The sequence below is a fragment of the Arthrobacter alpinus genome (genome assembly GCF_900105965.1).
Classification (GTDB): domain Bacteria; phylum Actinomycetota; class Actinomycetes; order Actinomycetales; family Micrococcaceae; genus Specibacter; species Specibacter alpinus.
The window spans coordinates 1-16,651 of sequence record NZ_FNTV01000001.1; the positions used below are offsets into that span (position 1 = coordinate 1).

The window sequence follows — 16,651 nt, forward strand, 5'->3', positions numbered from 1 at the left end:
TGCTTGCCGCGGTGTTTGTTGTCGCCTACACAATCGGCGGCACCGTGATCATGATCGGTGTCGCCGTTGTGTATTTCCTGGGCATTGGCATCCTGATGGGGGCCTACAAGGAGAAGACTGGACTCTGGATCAATGGGCTAAAGGCGGGCAAGGCCAGCTGGTGGACGGTTCCCCTCGTGTTGCTCATGATCATTTGCATGATTGGTGCCTACTACTTTCATGCCGAGAAGGGGTTCCACTGGCCAGCATGGGTGGCCGGGGCCATCGTTTTTGTGGCCGTAAACGTCTTCGGGCGGCTCTTTGACGGCGCCTTGCGCACACAGCTGCGGACCGCCGAATGACGCCCGCCCTGAACGAGGTGATCCACGCGCCTAACAGGCTGCGCATCTGTGCTTTTCTCAGCAGTGTGGAACAGGCCGAATTTGGCGTTATTCGCGACATGCTTGGCGTGGCCGATTCGGTGGCCAGCAAACAGCTCAAGGCGCTCCAAGAGGCCGGCTATGTGAGACTCACCAAGCCCACGGGCAAGGGCCGCGTGAAGACGTGGGCGTCGCTGACCGCCGAGGGCCGGGCCGCCTATGAGGATCATGTCGCGGCGCTGAAGGCACTGATCGCCGGAGTCTCGACAGGCCGGACAACCGAAGAATAACAACGACGCCGGGTGGTCACCTTTGCTGACAAAGGTGACCACCCGGCGTCGTAGTTGATCGAGAGCCGAGAAAGCTAGCCGGCCAGGCCGGCCATCCAGGCCTCAACTTCTTCGGGCTTGCGCGGAAGGGCGGCGCTCAAGTTGACCGGGCCGGTGGCGGTGATGAGGATGTCGTCCTCGATGCGGACTCCGTGGCCGCGGAACTCGGCCGGAATGGCCAGATCCTCTTCCTTGAAGTACAGGCCGGGCTCAATGGTGAAGACCATGCCTTCGGTGATGATGCCATCGAGGTAGAGCTCGGCACGGGCCTGGGCGCAGTCGTGCACGTCCATGCCCAAGTGGTGGCTGGTGCCGTGCGGCATCCAGCGGCGGTGCTGCTGGCCCTCGGGCGAGAGCGCAACCTCGGCGGCAACTGCAGCAGGCCCCAAGCAGCCAGACGGTCTGCCAAAACCTCCATGGCTGCCGTGTGCACCTCGCGGAACTTGCGGCCCGGGACTGCCACGGCGAAGGCTGCATCGGCAGCATCCAGAACGGCCTGGTAGATCTTGCGTTGAACATCCGAGTACGTACCGTTGACGGGAATCGTGCGGGTGATGTCCGCGGTGTAGAGCGAATCAGCCTCAACGCCGGCATCAACGAGCAGCAGCTCGCCCTCGTTGACGGTTCCGGTGTTCCGGTTCCAGTGCAGCACGGTGGCATTGTTACCGCCGGCGGCGATGGTGTCATAGCCGAGCTCGTTGCCTTCTTCGCGCGGCGCGGGCAAAGAATGCGCCTTCAACCACGCGCTCTCCGCGCTGGTGGGCAACCGCGCGTGGCAGGGCCCTGACGATGTCCTCGAAGCCGTTCACGGTGGCCGCGACAGCAATCTTCATCTGCTCGATTTCCCAGGCGTCCTTGATCAGGCGCAGCTCGGAAAGCGCCTCGGCCAGCTTGCCGTCCAGATCATCCAATGCGCCGAAGTCCAGGGAATCCGGGTTCTTGGCCGTGTTGTAGCGGGCAGTGTCCACGAGAGCGTCGATGTTCTCGTCAACCTTGCGCACCAAGCGGATGGACGTGCCGCCCACGGACGTCTCGCCGACGTTCTTGGTGACGGCAACCTCAAGCTCGGTAACATCGGCCGTTGGCAGACCAAGCTGGGCCTGGAATTCGGCCAGGGTGGGGCGGCGGCCAATCCAGAACTCTCCGCTGCGGGCATCGGCGTAAAACGCCTTCGTGTCCCGGCCAGCCATGGGGCGGAAGTAGAGGGTGGCGCGGTGGTGGCCGCCGTCGTCCCCGGCACCCTCGGCAACGGGGTCCATGACCAGCACGGCGTCGGGCTCGTGGTCAACGCCCAGACCGGTCAGGTGCGCGAATGCGGAGTGCGGGCGGAAACGGTAGTCGCAGTCGTTGGAGCGGACCTTCAACGGGCCGGCGGGGATGACCAGGCGTTCGGTCTTGAACTGCTCGGAGATGGCACGACGGCGGCGGGCGGCATGGTCTGCCACCTCGGCACGGGCGGGGAGTTCAGTGGACGACGGCGCCCAGCTGGAAGCCATGAAGGAACGGAAGGCGTCAGAGTCGGGCCGCTGCGAACGGTTGTTCACACGCTCCTCGAGGGGCTGATCGCTTGAGTGGTCGGGGTGCGCGGAGGATTGCTCAGTCTGGTTCACCCCTTAAGTCTCCCACCGCTTGCGCCTTGGGACAAAGAAGCACACGGGATGCAGAAGCGACGTAGGCTTGGAACGTGAGAATCGATTTGCACGCCCACTCAAATATTTCCGACGGCACCCAGCGCCCTGCCGAGCTTGTCGCCGCCGCCGCAAAGGCCGCCTGGATGTGGTTGCGTTGACAGATCACGACACCACCGACGGCTGGGCCGAGGCCAGGGCAGCCGCGAAAGACCACGGCGTCGGCCTGATTCCGGGCATGGAAATCTCCTGCAAAACCTCACTGGGAATCAGTGTCCACCTGCTCTGCTACCTCCACGACCCCGCCAACCCGGCGCTGTTGGAGGAGATTACCAAGGCCAAGGTGGCCCGGCTGAGCCGTGCCGAACGCATGGTGGAACGCCTCGCTGAGGACTACCCGCTGAACTGGGACGACGTCAGCGCCATGTTGCCCCCGGAGCCACGGTGGGCCGCCCGCATATTGCTGATGCCTGGTAGCGGCGGGCATCGTGGGGACAGGAACGAGGCTTTCGCCAGCATCCTCACCTCCCATTCGCGCTATTTCGTCAGCCACTACGCGCCGGATCCGGTGCACGCCGTGGAATTGGTCCGTGCCGCCGGCGGCGTCCCGTGTTTGCGCACCCGCTGGCGTCGGCCAGGGGGCGTGTGGTTGCCCGGGGATTTTTCACGACATGATCGACGCCGGATTGCTCGGTTTGGAAGTGGAGCACCGGGACAATCCGCCCGAGGGTCGCGCGTGGCTGCGCAGGCTGGCGCAGGAAACCGGCCTCTTCATGACCGGGTCCTCGGACTATCACGGGGCCGGCAAGCCCAATTTGTTGGGCGAAAATCTCACAACGCCTGGGGCGCTGGACCGCATCCTGCCCAGGGGACAGGTTCCGCGCCGTTCCTGCATAACGGCGAAGTATGCACCATCAGTACCCTTGTGAGGGCATAGCGGCCATGTTCAATCACGGGCACTGTTACAGTCACAAGAGATGATTGGTTCGAAAGTGTGGCGAAAGTCCCCTTTTGAGCCGTTGTAATCCCGTTGCCGGCTGAACGTCAGCCGTTGATTTTCGGTAGTGAAGATAAGCCTTGAAAGCACTTCACTTTGGGCCGCCTGCGCAGAAATCTCTGCTTGCCTTGGCGGCTGGTCCCGGGCGGGAAGTGCGCCTGACAGGTCCTCACCGGATTACCTCATGCACCCTTATTTGGCGGCGCACGCTGATTGTTGGCGGAATGCCGGTGAATTCCGTCTATCGAAGGGACAAGAATGGTGCCGAATGGCGCAGGACTTCACCAACTGGGAAGTTGGACAGTAATTGGACTATTAGTGCTGTTTTACGGCGGCACACTGCTAATGACACTGTTCATTGGCCGCAAGAATGAAAACGCTGACGGCTACATGACCGCCGGCAACAAGGTCGGTTTTGGGATATCGGCCGGAAGCATGACCGCAACATGGATCTGGGCGTCGTCAATGTACGCCTCGGCCACCTCCGGCTACACGTACGGAATATCCGGGCCCATCCACTACGGTTTGTGGGGCGCGTTGATGATCTTGTTCATCTACCCGTTTGGCAAGCGAATCCGCGCCGTCGCCCCCAAGGCCCACACCTTGGCGGAGGTCATTTACGCCCGGCACGGCAAATCAAGCCAGTTGATGCTCGCCGGCTCGAACATTGTTGGATCGATGGTGAGCATCACCTCCAACTTCATCGCCGGTGGTGCGCTGATTGCGTTGCTGTCCCCGTTTAGCTTCACCCAAGGCATCCTGTTTCATCGGCGGCGGCATCCTGCTGTACTCGCTGTGGTCAGGGTTCAGGGCCTCCGTGCTCACCGACGCCGCGCAGGTCTTTGCCATGCTCGGGGCCGTGGTGATCATTATTCCGGTGGTTTTCTTTGCCGCCGGCGCCCCGACATGTTTGTCACGGGCGCTTCGAGGTTGACGCCGCAGCAGTCCAACTTCTTCTCCTCCGACGCGTTCATGAACCAGGGTGCACCGTACATCGCGGCCGTTCTGGCCTACGCCATCGGTAACCAGACCATTGCCCAGCGGCTCTTTGCCGTACGTGAAGACCTCATCAAGAAGACCTTCGTGACGGCCACGGTTGGCTATGGCGCCACCATTATTGGGATTGGCATGATGGGTGTCATGGCCCTGTACGCCGGTATTCTTCCGCTGGATGGAGACACCAACAACCTGATCCCGCAGATGGCCGCGACCTATCTCAGCCCGGTGCTGTTGGGGATCTTCCTGATCATGATCGTGGGTGCGCTGTCCTCCACGGCTGATTCAGACCTATCTGCCATGTCTTCAATCATGATGGCCGATGTCTACGGCCAGAACATCGCCAAGGAGGGCAAGGCGAACCCCAAGACCATGCTGTTCATTGGCCGCATCACCATGATTGTGGCCACCGGCGCCGGCCTGTATTTTGCCAGCGGACAGCTAAACATCCTTGACCTGCTGGTGTTTGTCGGAGCCTCTGGGGTGCCCTGGTGTTCCCCGTCATTGCCAGCTTCTACTGGGAAAAGATCACCAACAAGGCCTTCACCATCTCGGTGCTTGCCGCCCTCGCCTGCTTCATCCCTGTGCGGTTTGAGTGGATCTCCATGGGCGGCGCCACCGGAATCGTGGTGGATGTACTCTCCGTTGTCGGCATTGGCGTGGTCCTTGGCCTAATGGCCTTCGGGTTCTTTGGCCTCAAAACGGCCAAGATCGTGGCGGCCGTTGCCATGCTCGCGGCCGCACCATTCGCGATCGGCGTCCTGCACGATTACACGGTGCTCTCGGGCTCGCTCGTTGCCTACGCTGTCAGCACCCTGGTGTGTTACTTCATGTGCTTCCGCAACCAGGCGACCTTTGACTTCGACACCATCAAGGAGCGCATCGGCGACTTCGACAACCGGGAGGAAGCCAACCACAACACCCCCGGAACCCTTCTCGAGAAGAAAGCCTAGGCACTGTTCATGACCGTATTTTTTCTATCCCTCTATGTTCTGATCTGGCCGGTCATCGTTGCTGGCGTGCTCTACGTGCTGGGCAAAGCCTTCCTCCAGGAAATCCTGGACGCCCGGCGTGAAGGCCGACCGCTGATTTAGCGGCCACAACAAAAAAACTGCCCTGCCGGTTCGTCAAGAAGATTTCTTGATGAACCGGCAGGGCAGTTTGCGTGGTGCCGGTGAGTTCTACTCGCCGGACTCCTTGGCTACCGTCTCACCGTTGCGGCGGCGGGTGCGGGTCCGGCGTGCACGCGGTGCCGCGGCCTCGGCCGAGGCCGCCACAGGGGCACTGTTTTCGGCCGGCGCGGCACTTTCGGATGATGGACGACGGCGGCTCCGGCCGCCCTCGCGCTTCTCACCTGTGCTGCTGGCGGCACGGCTTCCGCCGTCACGGCCGGACTCCTCGCGGCGCTTCTCACCGTGGCGGGCACCGGTGTGGTTGCCACCGCGGTTGGCGTTGCGGTCGCCGCCACGAGAGGAGTCCTGCTTCGGGGCGTTGCGCTTACCGGTCTCGCCCAGATCCTCCAGCACTTCGGCGTCAATGCCTGCGTGCGTGCGCTTGTCGCGCGGCAGGCGGCCCTTGGTACCGGCCGGAATATCCAGATCCGTGTAGAGGTGAGGGGAGGAGGAATACGTCTCGATGGGCTCGGGAACGCTCAAACCCAGTGCCTTGTTGACGAGGGCCCAGCGAGGCATGTCATCCCAGTCAACGAAGGTCACGGCCGTGCCCTTGTTGCCTGCGCGGCCGGTACGGCCCACGCGGTGCAGGTAGATCTTCTCGTCTTCAACGCACTGGTAGTTGACCACGTGCGTGACATCATCGACGTCGATGCCGCGAGCGGCAACGTCGGTGGCCACCAGAACGTCAACCTTGTTGTTACGGAAGGCCCGCAGGGCCTGCTCGCGGGCACCCTGACCCAGATCGCCGTGAATGGCTGCCGCAGCAAATCCGCGGTCAACCAGCTCCTCGGCCACCTTGGCTGCGGTGCGCTTGGTCTTGGTGAAGATGATGGAACGGCCACGGTCCTTGGCCTGCAGGATCCGGGCCAAAACCTCGATCTTGTCCAGGTTGTGGGCACGGTAGATGAGCTGGCGGATGTCGCGCTTGGTCAAGCCCTCGTCGTCCGGGTCAGCGGCACGGATGTGCGTGGGCTGGGTCATGTAGCGCCGTGCCATGGCAACAACCGGGCCGGGCATGGTGGCCGAGAACAACAGTGTCTGGCGAACCGGAGGAGTGCCGGCAATCAACGTTTCAACGTCGGGCAGGAAGCCCAGATCCAGCATTTCGTCGGCCTCGTCGAGGATCACGATGCGTACGTGCTTGACGTTCAGGTGGCGCTGCTTGAGCAGATCGATCAGGCGGCCGGGCGTACCAACAATAAGTTCGACACCCTTTTGCAGGGCCTCGACCTGGGGCTCGTAGGCGCGGCCACCATAAATTGTGGCGATGCGGATGCCGCGGTGCTTGGAGGCGGTGGTGAGATCTCCGGCCACCTGCACGGCAAGCTCGCGGGTGGGCACAATCACCATGGCCTGGGGGGCGCCCGGGGCGGCAAGCTTTGCAAAGCCTTCGTCCTTGGGGGCCACAATGCGGTTCAATGCCGGGATGCCGAAACCGAGCGTCTTGCCCGTTCCGGTCTTGGCCTGGCCAATGATGTCGTGCCCGGTCAACGCGATGGGCAGGGTCATGGCCTGGATCGGGAAGGGGTGGAGGATGCCGGCCTCGGTCAGGGAGGAAACGATCTCGTGGTGCACGCCAAAGCTGGCGAACGTTTCCTTTTCTTCGTGCCGGGCAGGCTCGGTGCTGCTGAGGGATCCGTCAATTTCAACGATCTCGTTGCTGTCTTCTGCCTGCAGGAGTGAATCTGCTTCAATGCTCAAATGCTTACCATTCAATTCGTCTATACAAGGTGCCGTCAGCCGGGCTCAACGCTGGCGCTTGGAAGGCCTCACGGAACGCAGGTCGGCGGCACTATCTAGGGAAGCCGATCGCGGGCTAACAAAAACTTAGCCCTCCCTTTTGTCAGAACGACGGGTTTGGGAGGAGCTGAAAAGACGCGCGTTGGGGCGGGTTTGTTGAATCAATACTTTTTAATCAACGACCGGGCATCCATGTCTACCTCTTCAGTCTAGCCGCACACCCTAACTTTGCGCTGACGGCACGAACGTTACGCTGCGCTTGGCAATATCGACAGCGGTAAGCCGTACCCGAACCACGGTTCCCGGAGTCAGGTCACCTTCGCAGTAGGCGGTCACGGCAGGGACGCTGATCTGGATGGAACTGCGGGCGGTTGCGGACTTGGAATTGTGGCCGTTGCTGCGTGGCCCGGCAAGGACGACGGCGTCAAACTCGCCTCCCACCTGGTGGCTTAGCAAGGCCGCCTCAACAGTGTCGATCGCCGCCTTGTCCACCTTGCTGGCCAGCTGGTTTGAGGCACTCATGATCTCAGGCAGTTCTGCCAGTGCCTCAACGGCCCACACCGGAACCTCTTCCTGGGCGCACAAGGCGGCGCAGAGGGACAGTACGAACCGGTCGACGAGCCTGCGCAGGGGGGCGGTGGTGTGCGCGTAAGGCGCGGCAACCGCGGCCTGCATGATTTCTTGGGGAACCGTGCCGTTGAATGGGGTGTAACCGGCGCCCCTGAACAGGCTTGCCGCCGCGTGCATCAGGGCAAGTTGCTTGGGATCCTCGGTATTGAGACTACGCAGATATTCCCCATAGGCGATGTCCTTGGTCCACGGGGTTCCCAGGGCCACGGTTTGCAGCCTGTACGTGGCGATCGATTCTTCATCCGGGGTGGGCATGGTGCGAAGGATGCCCACCTTGCCTTCGATCATGATCGTGGCAGCGGCCATGCCGGTCAGAAGAGAGATCTGGGCATTCCATTCCTCGATGGGCAGGTTGGGGCGGAAACTCAGGACGTAGCGGCCGTCGACGAATTCCACTTCCTGGCCCGGCACGTTCAGGCTGGCGCCGCCCCGGGCTCGTTCCAGGGCGATGCGCTTCGTCCCAATCTCGGCCAACAGTGCCAAGGTGTCGGCGAAAGCGGCGGGCGCAGTCCCGGCGTCGTACATTTCCTGGGCTTGTTCGTAGCCAAGCTTGGCAACACTTTTCACTGTGGCGCGGCGGACCGTGGCGGTGGTCTGTGAACCGTCAGCGGCAAGATGGATCTGCCAGACGTAGGCCGAGCGGGGATCGTTGGCGAAGAGGCTGGCGGCGCCCTCACTCATTGGAGCGGGGTGGAGGGGAATGCGTTGGCCAGGCGTGTAGATGGTTTGGCCACGTCGACGGGTCTCGGCATCGAGCGGACCACCGGCGGGGACAAAGGAGGGGACATCGGCGATGGCGTAGTGGACAATGTAGCCGTCGTCGTTGCGCTCCAGATACATGGCCTGGTCGAGGTCCTGCGAGGTGGGCGGATCGATCGTGATGAAGGGCAGCGCCGTGAGATCGGGTGCGGGCAGCTGATGGGCCGCAATGACCCGGTCAACCTCCGCCAAGACGTCAGGGGAGAACTCGCCGGGCAACTTGAACTCCTCGCTCAGGGCGGCAAGGGCTTGGGCAAGGGACTGTTCTGCGGCGCTGCTTCTGACGCCAATGTGAGAGTACGGCACCGTTTCAGCGTAAACGAATCCTGCCCGGGAACAAGGGCGGCGCGGCACGGACTATTCTGGGGGTATGAGTATTTCAGCTTCCGACGCCGATGATTCCGTTTCCGCAGGGGAATTGAGCGCCCGCTACGACAACTTTGTGGTGGATCTGCTCGGCAGCATCGCTTACGGGGAGCTTTCCGCGTTTGAGCGTTTGGCAACCGACGCGCGCCACTCGCCGTCGCTGGCCGACAGGGCGGTGCTGGGAAAAATGGCCGTGGCGGAGTATGGCCATTACGAATCCATGTGTGCACGGCTCAACGCCATGGGCATGGATCCGGAACTGGCCATGGCACCCTACCAGCGCATGGTTGATGCCTTCCACGAGCGGACCCGCCCCGCTGATTGGCACGAATCGCTCATGAAGGCCTATGTGGTTGAGACGATCACTGAAGAGTTTTACGCTGCAATTGCCGAGCACCTGGATGAGCCCACCCGTGAGGCAATTGCCCAGGTCCGCACAAGTGACGAGCAGATTGAGGTGTTGACCTCGCTGCTGAGAACCATGCTGGCCGAGGACCCGCGGCTGTCCTCGCGCTTGGCGTTGTGGGGGCGGCGCATGGTGGGGGAGGCCCTGACCCAGGTGCAGCGTATCGGTGCCAAGCACAGCTTCCTCGTGGGGCTGCGCCCGGACGCCACACATGAGCAGGCTGCGGCAGAGGTATCGGCCATCCTGAGTGCGCTCACGCGAAACCACTCCAAGCGCATGAGCAAGCTGGGGCTGACGGCTTAGGCCCGACGTTTGTGCCGAAAACGGTGTCAACTCGCCAAACGCCCCACAAGATACGCCGTTCTGACGGGTTTGCCCCGTTTTCGCGGCGGGCCGCGACTACCGGCTACCGTGAGCCGTTGCGCACGTCGTTGAGGATGCGGGCCACCGTTTCGGCCAGCGACTCCTCCGCCGTGATCGGCCGCTCCTCGATTCCCGTCAATGGGTCCCAGCCGTGGTACCAGCCACGCATGGCCTTCTCGCCGAAATCGGCCTGCTTGTGGGCGCGGGTGGCATGCCGGCGAAGCGTTTCCTCGAGCGTGAGGTCATATGCGTAAAAGTGGCTGGCGCCGGCGTGGTTTTCTTGCAGCCTGCGGAAAGAGCCGCTGTATTTACTGGCGTTGAACATGCCATCGGCAATCACGCTCCTGCCGTGGTTCAGGGCCAGGGCAGCGGATTGTTCGATCAGCTCAACCGTCAGCGCCGAATAATTTCCACTTTCCCCAGGACGGTGCGGCGGAAATAATCCTGCTCTATCCACACACCGGACAACTCCTGTTGCAGGGCGCGGGCAACAGAGCTCTTCCCGGAGCCGGAATTGCCACGCACCACAATGAGCAGGGACATGCTTCCATCCAAGCACGTGTGGCCCCGCAGGCGCACCTGGGTGCATTACGGGGCCACATGCCAGTTAGCGAACGGTGTTGCAGGGATCAGGCTGGAATCACTGCTACGGCGTCAATCTCCACGAGGAAGTCACCCAGAAATGAGCCCACCGTGGTTCGCGCCGGGTAGGGTGCCTGAACAAATTCCTCGTAGGCGGCGTTGAATCCGGCAAAATCTCGTGCCGGATCCTGGAGGTGAACGGTTGCCTTGACCACGTGCGAGAAGTCCAAACCGTGAGCGGCGAGCACGGCCGCCAGGTTTTCCATGGCGGCCCGTGTCTGCTCGCCAATCGTTTCCCCCAGGGTCTCATCCGTGACGGGGTGGTGCGGTGTTTGGCCCGCGGTGTAGAGGAAACCGTTGGCGGCGATGGCCTGGGAGTATGGGCCTGCCGGAACCGGCGCCTTGTCAGTGATGATTTGTGTGCGGAGCATGGGGTTTTCCTTGATGTTCGACGGCGGTCGGGTGCGGCCGCGCTGTTGGGTGCGTCTGCCGGTGGTGGCAGGGAAGCGGATTACAAAACCTTGGAGAGGAATGCCTTGGTGCGCGCGTGCTTGGGTGAGCCAAGAACTTCTTCGGGCGGCCCGCTCTCCACCACCACGCCCATGTCCATGAAGATGACCTGGTCGGCCACCTGCCGGGCGAAGGCGAGCTCGTGGGTGACAACCACCATGGTCATGCCCTCTGCCGCGAGGTCCTTCATGACCTCCAGGACCTCTCCGACGTTCTCGGGGTCAAGGGCAGAGGTGGGCTCGTCAAAGAGCATGAGCTTGGGCTTCATGGCCAGGGCCCGGGCAATGGCGATGCGCTGCTGCTGGCCGCCGGAGAGGTCCTGCGGGTAGGAATGCCCCCGGTCGCCCAAGCCAACCCGGTCCAGCAGGACCTGGGCCTCGGTGATGACTTCCTTCTTGGGCCGGCCCAGGACGTGAACGGGAGCCTCGATGATGTTTTCCATGACCGTCATGTGCGGGAACAGATTGAAGCGCTGGAACACCATGCCCGCGGTCAGGCGGGACTTGGCGGTCTGGCTTTCCTTCTTTTCGTACAGGCGGCCGTTGCGTTCGGTGTAACCAACCAGCTGCTGATCCACGTAGAGACGGCCGGCGTCGATCTTCTCCAGGTGGTTGATGCAGCGCAGGAATGTGGTTTTGCCGGAGCCGGACGGGCCGATCAGGCAGGTCACCGTGCCTTGTTCAATTTTCAGGTCGATGCCCTTGAGGATTTCAATGGCCGCGAAGTTCTTGCGAACTCCCTGGGCCTCCACCATTGCTGTGCTCATGATGCTTTCCTTCTCTTGGGCCGGCGAACCAGGCGGGTTGCTGTGTCAAAGCCGCGACCGTAGCGCCGCTCAAGCTTGTTTTGGAAGTAGCTCAGTACGGTGGTCATGAGCAGGTACCAGAGGCTGGCCACAATGAGCAGCGGGATGGTCTGGTAGTTGAACGAGTAGATGATCTGGGCCGAGTACAGCAGGTCGGAGATGGCCAGGACGCTGACCAGGGAGGTGCCCTTGAGCATGGAGATGACCTGGTTGCCCGTGGGCGGCAGAACCACGCGCATGGCCTGCGGCAGGACAACACGCAGCATCAGCTTGCTGCGGTTCATGCCCAAGGCGCGGGCGGCGTCGTACTGGCCCTTGTCTACAGAGCTGATGCCGCTGCGGATGATCTCAGCCATGTAGGCGGCCTCGTTCAAAGCCAGGCCCAACAGGGCCGCACCGAGCGGGGAGATCAGGACGTTGGCCGAGCCGATGACCACGGAAGGTCCACCGAACGGCAAGCCCAACGCAATCACCGGGTACAGGGCTGCAACGTTGTACCAAAAAATCAACTGGACCAACAGGGGAGTGCCGCGGAAGAACCAGATGTAGGCACGGCTGAGCGTCCTCAGAATGGGGTTGCTGGACAGGCGCATGATCGCGAGCACCGTGCCGAGCAGGATGCCCACCGTCATGGAGACCACCGTCAGCATCAGCGTCAGCCCGGCGCCGCTCATGATCTCCGGGGAGAACAGGTAAGAGACGACGACGTCCCAGTGGTAGCGCTCATTGGTGGATACATCCAGGGCCGCGCTCGCGGCAACGAGGATCAGGACAATGGCGAGGGCGTTGCGGATGGGGTGGCGCAGGGGCACCACCGGGACAGAACCACCCGTTGCTGCTGGGGGAACGTGGTGCGAATCAGTGGATGAAAGCGTTGGTTGTTGCTGCATGGTGTTCACCTCCTATGGGGTGGAATCTATTGGGCGAAATTGACGCGGGGATCGGCGATGGCACTGCCATCCAGGCCGTACTTCTTCAGAACTAACTGGTAGGAATCGCTTTTGACGATGTCCACCATGGCGGTGGAGACCGCCTTGACCAACCCGGACTCGATGGGCAGGCCAACCCCGACCGGGGTGAAGTCGTATTGGGAGGAAATCTCGATGGCCGGGTTGGCCTTGGCGGCAAAGTCCAGGATGGGGGAGTCGGCCAGCACCGCGTCCAGGCGGCCGCTTGTCAGGGCGGAAATGGCCTGCCGGGTGTCTTGGAATTCGCTGTCCTGAATTGGCTCCTTGCCCTCCGCCAGGCATTTCTCGTTGGCGGCAGGCACGTTGGCGGTGAGCTGGTAGGAGCCGATCAACAGCCCCACCTTCTTCCCGCACAGGGCTGCTTCCTCCGTGATGGCCCCTGGGTTGCCAACGGGCACAGCAATCGAGTTGCCCATCTGCAGATAATCCACAAAGTCCAGAACCTTCATCCTGTTTTCGGTGGGTGTCATCGAGGCAACCGTCATGTCATAGCGGCCGGCTGCCATGCCGGGAATGATCGAATCAAAGTTGGTGACCTTGATGTCAACCTTTACCCCCAGGGCCTGGCCGATCAGCCGGGCGATGTCCGGGTTGCTGCCCGTCATCTCACGGGTGCCCTCCTTGTAAAACTGGGTGGGCGGTTCGTTGGTGGGGATGGCCACCGTGAGCACTTTGGCTGCCTTGATGGAATCCGGCAGTTGCGCCGCGGCGGCTTCATTGAATGCCATGGCGGGAATGTCTGTGCCCAGTTCCGCGATGCCGTCGCTGGCCGTCGAACTTCCACACGCTGTCAGGGAGAGCAGCAGGGCTGAGGAAAGTACGACGGCGGCTGCCTTGCGGACTGCGATTGGCGTGCCCATCAGGGGGTTCCCATGTCGGCCAGGGACAATTCCGGTTCCGGGGCGGCGGCAACCTGGTTTGATTCAGCGGGGCCGGGGACAAACAATTCTCTGCGGTGGCGGATGAGCTCGCGTCCGCCTTCCTTCAGCTCTGCCACGCTGGTGACACCCAGCAGGGCCATGGTTCGGTGCATTTCAGCCTTGAACAGCTTAAGTACATGGGCAACTCCTGCCTCGCCGGCGGCCGCGAGCCCGTACAAATAGGGGCGGCCAATGGCGCATGAATCGGCACCCAGGGCCAGGGCCTTGATGACGTCAGAGCCGCGGCGGATGCCACCGTCCACAATGATTTCCATGCGCCCGTCGACGGCCGCCACCATCTCCGGAAGTACGTCCATGGGGGAGGCCATGTGGTCCAGCTGGCGGCCACCGTGGTTGCTGGCCTGGATGGCGTCGAAGCCCATGCCTGCGGCAATGGCGGCATCCTTCGGGTTGACGCAGCCCTTGAGTATGATGGGGCCGTTCCAGCGGGCGCGGATTTCCGCCAGGTCGTTCCAGTCTGTGGGTTCGTAGGCGCCGGCCAGCAGCGTGCGCCACATGTCGGGGGTGCTGGTGAGCGGACCCGTCGGGACTTCTGCGTCAAGGTTGGGGAAGGCAATGGCGTCGCTGGTGATGAAGCCCAGTGCCCAGCGGGGGCGCAGAGCTCCTTCAAGCACGGTCTTGGGCTTGATGGACGGCGGTGCCGTGAAGCCGTTGCGGTAGTCGCGCTCGCGGTGTCCGATGTCGCGGCAGTCAATGTTGACGATGAGTGCCTCGTAGCCGGCGTTGGACACGCGGTCCAGGACTGCCTGGAGCAAGGCCGGATCATTGGTGGGCTCCATGTTGAACCAGCGGCGCAGCCCGGGGGTTGCCTCGGAAACGGCCTCCATGGTGGTGGTGCTCAGGTGTGCCAGGCCGTATGGAACGCCTGCGGCACGTGCTGCCCGGGCCGCGGCAATCTCGCCCTGCGGGTGGAAGAGGCGGGTGCCGCCGGTGGGGGAGAGCCAGAGCGGCATGGACGAGGGGCCGCCCAGGATGGTGGTTTTCAGGCTGAGGTTTTCCACGGAGCCCCACTTGGGCATGAAGGACCAGTCGTTGTAGGACTCGATGTTGCGGCGCATGGAGGCCTCGTCCTCGCCGCCGCCCTCGATGTAGTCAAGAATGCTCTTGGGCAGGGCCTTGGCCGCCAATTTCTGCATGTCCCCAACGCTGTAGCAGCGCCTGTTCAGGCGTTCGGCAGTTGATCTCGCCGGGCCTTGGACCGAAGCCAGTGCTGTGATGTCCTTGAATTTCATCTCTGATTCCTTTTGTTGCGCTGCAGCTTCCGGGTGGCCGGCTGCTACCGAGAGAATTAGTGTGTCCCGCCTCACTCAATGGTGACGTGGATCTCCTGTCTGCTATATGTGAAAATCTCCAACAGTTTTCGGAATCGGCTGTGATAACGTCCAAGCATGGACGTTGAGGATCAGAACCAGGGGCAACGCGGCACCCATGATGGAGCCGTTTCCCTTGCAGACTGCATCACCTTGATGCAGGCGGACCTGGTGCATGTCAATCCCAGCCCATCGACGTCAGGGCACCGCGTGGCAGGTGTTCTCATGTACGATCCCCTGGCTGAAATGACAACGGTTGCGGACAGCATCATCCTGGCGGTTGGGCTTAGCTGCGAATCGCCAGGCTTTCTCACACTGCTGGAGCGGGCAACCCGGGGGAATGCTGCGGCAGTGGTGGTTAAGGCTTACGGCGCATCCATGGGCCGGATGCGTGCCGCTGTCGAGCCTTTCGGGTTGGCCGTGTTGGTTGCACCGGATTCCGCTGAGTGGAGCAGGTTGGTCACCTTGGCGCGGGCCGCGGTGGGTGGGGCCGGAACAGACTCGGTCTCGGGCGTGCGGCTCGGTGACCTCTATGCCTTCGCCAATGCGGCGGCGTCCATCGCCAATGGCGCCGTCAGCATTGTCGATCCCCTTGGGCGCGTCCTTGGTTATTCCACCCTGCCGGGCCAACCCATTGACGAGCTTCGCCGGGTCACAACTCTTTCCCTTGAAGAGACCACGGCGCCAGCGTTCGACAAGGATTTCAAGACCGTCTACGACTCCGCCACAGCCATCCTCATCCCCGCCACGGATCAGGAGTTGGGCAGATTGGCGCTCGCCGTCCGCGCGGGGGACGAGCTGCTGGGTTCCATGTGGATCATTGATCCGGGGGCGGAGCGTCGCGGTGCTGCCCTTGCTGCCTTGGACAGGATGGCGGCGCTGGCTGGGCTGCACATGCTCCATGCGCGTGCCGCCCTCGACTTTGGCCAGCGCAGAAACGCCGATTTGATCAGGACGCTCCTGGATGACACCGCCCACGCCTCATTTGCGGCGGCCCAACTGGGCCTGGATGCGGCCAAGGGCTTTGCCGTTGCGGCATTTTCGATAGTCCGGCCCAAGACGGGAAACCTGGAATCGATACAGGAAATTCAGAAACTCCTGCATCTGGTCACCACAGTCTGCACGGTGCAGTTTGGCAGCAGCCACAGCGCCATGATTGATTCGGTGGTTTACGCGCTGCTGCCATGTGAGGGCAACACGCCACGATCGGTGCACAGGCGCGTGGTTGCCGACATTGGTGCGTATTCCCAGACCATCAGCAGCTACCCTTTGATTGCCGCGGTCGGTGGGATTGCCCTCGATGTTGAGGATCTCCCCGCCTCCAGGGCCCAGGCGTTGCAAACACTGAAATTACTTGTGAGTCGCCAACCCGTCAAGGGCGGCGCCAAATCTGCTGCCAGCCTGTATGAGGACCACCGGGTTCCGCTGAATCTGTTGCAGATCGGGGCATTCATTGATGAGCAGGACATGGCTGATGCTGATGACCTTGCCGCGCTGCAGGCCCACGACAACGAGCACCAGAGTGAGTATGTGGATACCCTGCGGGCCTATCTGGAATCCAATGGGAACATCTCCGCCATGGCCGCACGGCTTCATGTGCACAACAACACCGTCCGCTACCGACTCACCCGGCTGGCGGCAGACTTTGGGCTGGACCTGGACGATCCGCACAAGCGGCTGTGGCTGTGGCTGCGGCTGGTGACCATGGATCTTGCCAGCCGTTAAGCCCAACCCGGAAGCGGCATGTGACGGCATTGTTTCCTGGGCCGAGGGACGGATGTGGCGCG

At 62.3% G+C, this 16,651-nt stretch carries 14 protein-coding genes and 3 pseudogenes; 7 read left to right on the forward strand and 10 right to left on the reverse strand.

The genetic code is table 11. The features are described 5' to 3' along the window. A partial coding sequence (locus BLV41_RS21920) for a hypothetical protein (protein WP_211481595.1) occupies positions 1-341 on the forward strand: 341 nt, incomplete at its 5' end. Further along, positions 338-649, forward strand: coding sequence for a transcriptional regulator (locus BLV41_RS00010; RefSeq protein WP_074709437.1), 312 nt, complete (start codon positions 338-340; stop codon positions 647-649). The genes BLV41_RS21920 and BLV41_RS00010, both read left to right, overlap by 4 nt. Before the next feature lie 74 nt (positions 650-723). On the opposite strand, the pseudogene BLV41_RS00015 reads toward BLV41_RS00010, so the two are convergent. Continuing rightward, positions 724-2,298, reverse strand: a pseudogene (locus BLV41_RS00015) (aminopeptidase P family protein). Positions 2,299-2,372: 74 nt separating this feature from the next. Between BLV41_RS00015 and BLV41_RS00020 the strand changes: the two are divergent. From BLV41_RS00020 to BLV41_RS22260, 3 genes and pseudogenes are all read left to right on the forward strand, one after another. Continuing rightward, a pseudogene (locus BLV41_RS00020) lies at positions 2,373-3,245 on the forward strand (PHP domain-containing protein). Between the two features lie 326 nt (positions 3,246-3,571). After that, positions 3,572-5,262: pseudogene (locus BLV41_RS00025) on the forward strand (sodium:solute symporter family protein). Positions 5,263-5,271: 9 nt separating this feature from the next. Then, positions 5,272-5,403: a putative transporter small subunit gene (locus tag BLV41_RS22260; RefSeq protein WP_044578469.1), complete on the forward strand. Its 132-nt coding sequence runs from the start codon at positions 5,272-5,274 to the stop codon at positions 5,401-5,403. A gap of 87 nt (positions 5,404-5,490) precedes the next feature. On the opposite strand, the gene BLV41_RS00030 is transcribed toward BLV41_RS22260, so the two are convergent. Continuing rightward, positions 5,491-7,179: a DEAD/DEAH box helicase gene (locus BLV41_RS00030; RefSeq protein ID WP_420836176.1), complete on the reverse strand. Its 1,689-nt coding sequence runs from the start codon at positions 7,177-7,179 to the stop codon at positions 5,491-5,493. Positions 7,180-7,446: 267 nt separating this feature from the next. Continuing rightward, positions 7,447-8,919, reverse strand: a complete 1,473-nt coding sequence (locus BLV41_RS00035) for an RNB domain-containing ribonuclease (RefSeq protein ID WP_074709439.1) — start codon at positions 8,917-8,919, stop codon at positions 7,447-7,449. A gap of 64 nt (positions 8,920-8,983) precedes the next feature. Between BLV41_RS00035 and BLV41_RS00040 the strand changes: the two genes are divergently transcribed. Further along, positions 8,984-9,688, forward strand: coding sequence for a ferritin-like fold-containing protein (locus tag BLV41_RS00040; protein WP_044578477.1), 705 nt, complete (start codon positions 8,984-8,986; stop codon positions 9,686-9,688). Positions 9,689-9,791: 103 nt separating this feature from the next. Here BLV41_RS00040 and BLV41_RS21345 read toward each other — a convergent pair whose 3' ends face one another. From BLV41_RS21345 to BLV41_RS00070, 7 genes are all read right to left on the reverse strand, one after another. Beyond that, positions 9,792-10,205 (reverse strand): kinase, encoded by a 414-nt coding sequence (locus BLV41_RS21345; RefSeq protein WP_170835390.1) that lies wholly within the window; start codon positions 10,203-10,205, stop codon positions 9,792-9,794. Then, positions 10,142-10,291: an AAA family ATPase gene (locus BLV41_RS22970; protein ID WP_139244161.1), complete on the reverse strand. Its 150-nt coding sequence runs from the start codon at positions 10,289-10,291 to the stop codon at positions 10,142-10,144. Before BLV41_RS22970 ends, BLV41_RS21345 begins: the two co-directional genes overlap by 64 nt. Before the next feature lie 86 nt (positions 10,292-10,377). Beyond that, positions 10,378-10,761 carry a RidA family protein gene (locus tag BLV41_RS00050; RefSeq protein WP_074709441.1) on the reverse strand — a complete coding sequence of 128 codons (384 nt, stop codon included), beginning with the start codon at positions 10,759-10,761 and terminating at the stop codon, positions 10,378-10,380. Positions 10,762-10,841: 80 nt separating this feature from the next. After that, the gene (locus tag BLV41_RS00055) at positions 10,842-11,606 is read right to left on the reverse strand and encodes an amino acid ABC transporter ATP-binding protein (RefSeq protein ID WP_074709443.1); all 765 of its coding nucleotides are present in this window, start codon (positions 11,604-11,606) and stop codon (positions 10,842-10,844) included. Then, entirely contained in the window at positions 11,603-12,535 is a 933-nt protein-coding gene (locus BLV41_RS00060; RefSeq protein ID WP_074709445.1) for an amino acid ABC transporter permease, read from the reverse strand. The genes BLV41_RS00055 and BLV41_RS00060 overlap by 4 nt, the downstream gene beginning before the upstream one ends. A 26-nt stretch (positions 12,536-12,561) precedes the next feature. Beyond that, complete coding sequence (locus BLV41_RS00065; protein WP_074709447.1) at positions 12,562-13,473, reverse strand: ABC transporter substrate-binding protein; 912 nt, start codon at positions 13,471-13,473, stop codon at positions 12,562-12,564. After that, the gene (locus tag BLV41_RS00070) at positions 13,473-14,786 is read right to left on the reverse strand and encodes an alpha-hydroxy acid oxidase (RefSeq protein WP_170835391.1); all 1,314 of its coding nucleotides are present in this window, start codon (positions 14,784-14,786) and stop codon (positions 13,473-13,475) included. The genes BLV41_RS00065 and BLV41_RS00070 overlap by 1 nt, the downstream gene beginning before the upstream one ends. 156 nt (positions 14,787-14,942) lie before the next feature. Here BLV41_RS00070 and BLV41_RS00075 point away from each other — a divergent pair, with 156 nt between their 5' ends. Beyond that, the gene (locus BLV41_RS00075; RefSeq protein ID WP_074709449.1) at positions 14,943-16,589 is read left to right on the forward strand and encodes a PucR family transcriptional regulator; all 1,647 of its coding nucleotides are present in this window, start codon (positions 14,943-14,945) and stop codon (positions 16,587-16,589) included. Positions 16,590-16,651 lie beyond the last annotated feature (62 nt).

Excerpts from the sequence above, each read along its gene's own strand:
- BLV41_RS00050 (WP_074709441.1), bottom strand. The coding sequence starts at position 10,761 with ATGCTCCGCACACAAATCATCACTGACAAGGCGCCGGTTCCGGCAGGC.
- BLV41_RS22260 (WP_044578469.1), top strand. The coding sequence starts at position 5,272 with ATGACCGTATTTTTTCTATCCCTCTATGTTCTGATCTGGCCGGTCATC.
- BLV41_RS00060 (WP_074709445.1), bottom strand. The coding sequence starts at position 12,535 with ATGCAGCAACAACCAACGCTTTCATCCACTGATTCGCACCACGTTCCC.
- BLV41_RS00065 (WP_074709447.1), bottom strand. The coding sequence starts at position 13,473 with ATGGGCACGCCAATCGCAGTCCGCAAGGCAGCCGCCGTCGTACTTTCC.
- BLV41_RS00040 (WP_044578477.1), top strand. The coding sequence starts at position 8,984 with ATGAGTATTTCAGCTTCCGACGCCGATGATTCCGTTTCCGCAGGGGAA.
- BLV41_RS00010 (WP_074709437.1), top strand. The coding sequence starts at position 338 with ATGACGCCCGCCCTGAACGAGGTGATCCACGCGCCTAACAGGCTGCGC.
- BLV41_RS22970 (WP_139244161.1), bottom strand. The coding sequence starts at position 10,291 with ATGTCCCTGCTCATTGTGGTGCGTGGCAATTCCGGCTCCGGGAAGAGC.
- BLV41_RS00075 (WP_074709449.1), top strand. The coding sequence starts at position 14,943 with ATGGACGTTGAGGATCAGAACCAGGGGCAACGCGGCACCCATGATGGA.
- BLV41_RS00070 (WP_170835391.1), bottom strand. The coding sequence starts at position 14,786 with ATGAAATTCAAGGACATCACAGCACTGGCTTCGGTCCAAGGCCCGGCG.
- BLV41_RS00055 (WP_074709443.1), bottom strand. The coding sequence starts at position 11,606 with ATGAGCACAGCAATGGTGGAGGCCCAGGGAGTTCGCAAGAACTTCGCG.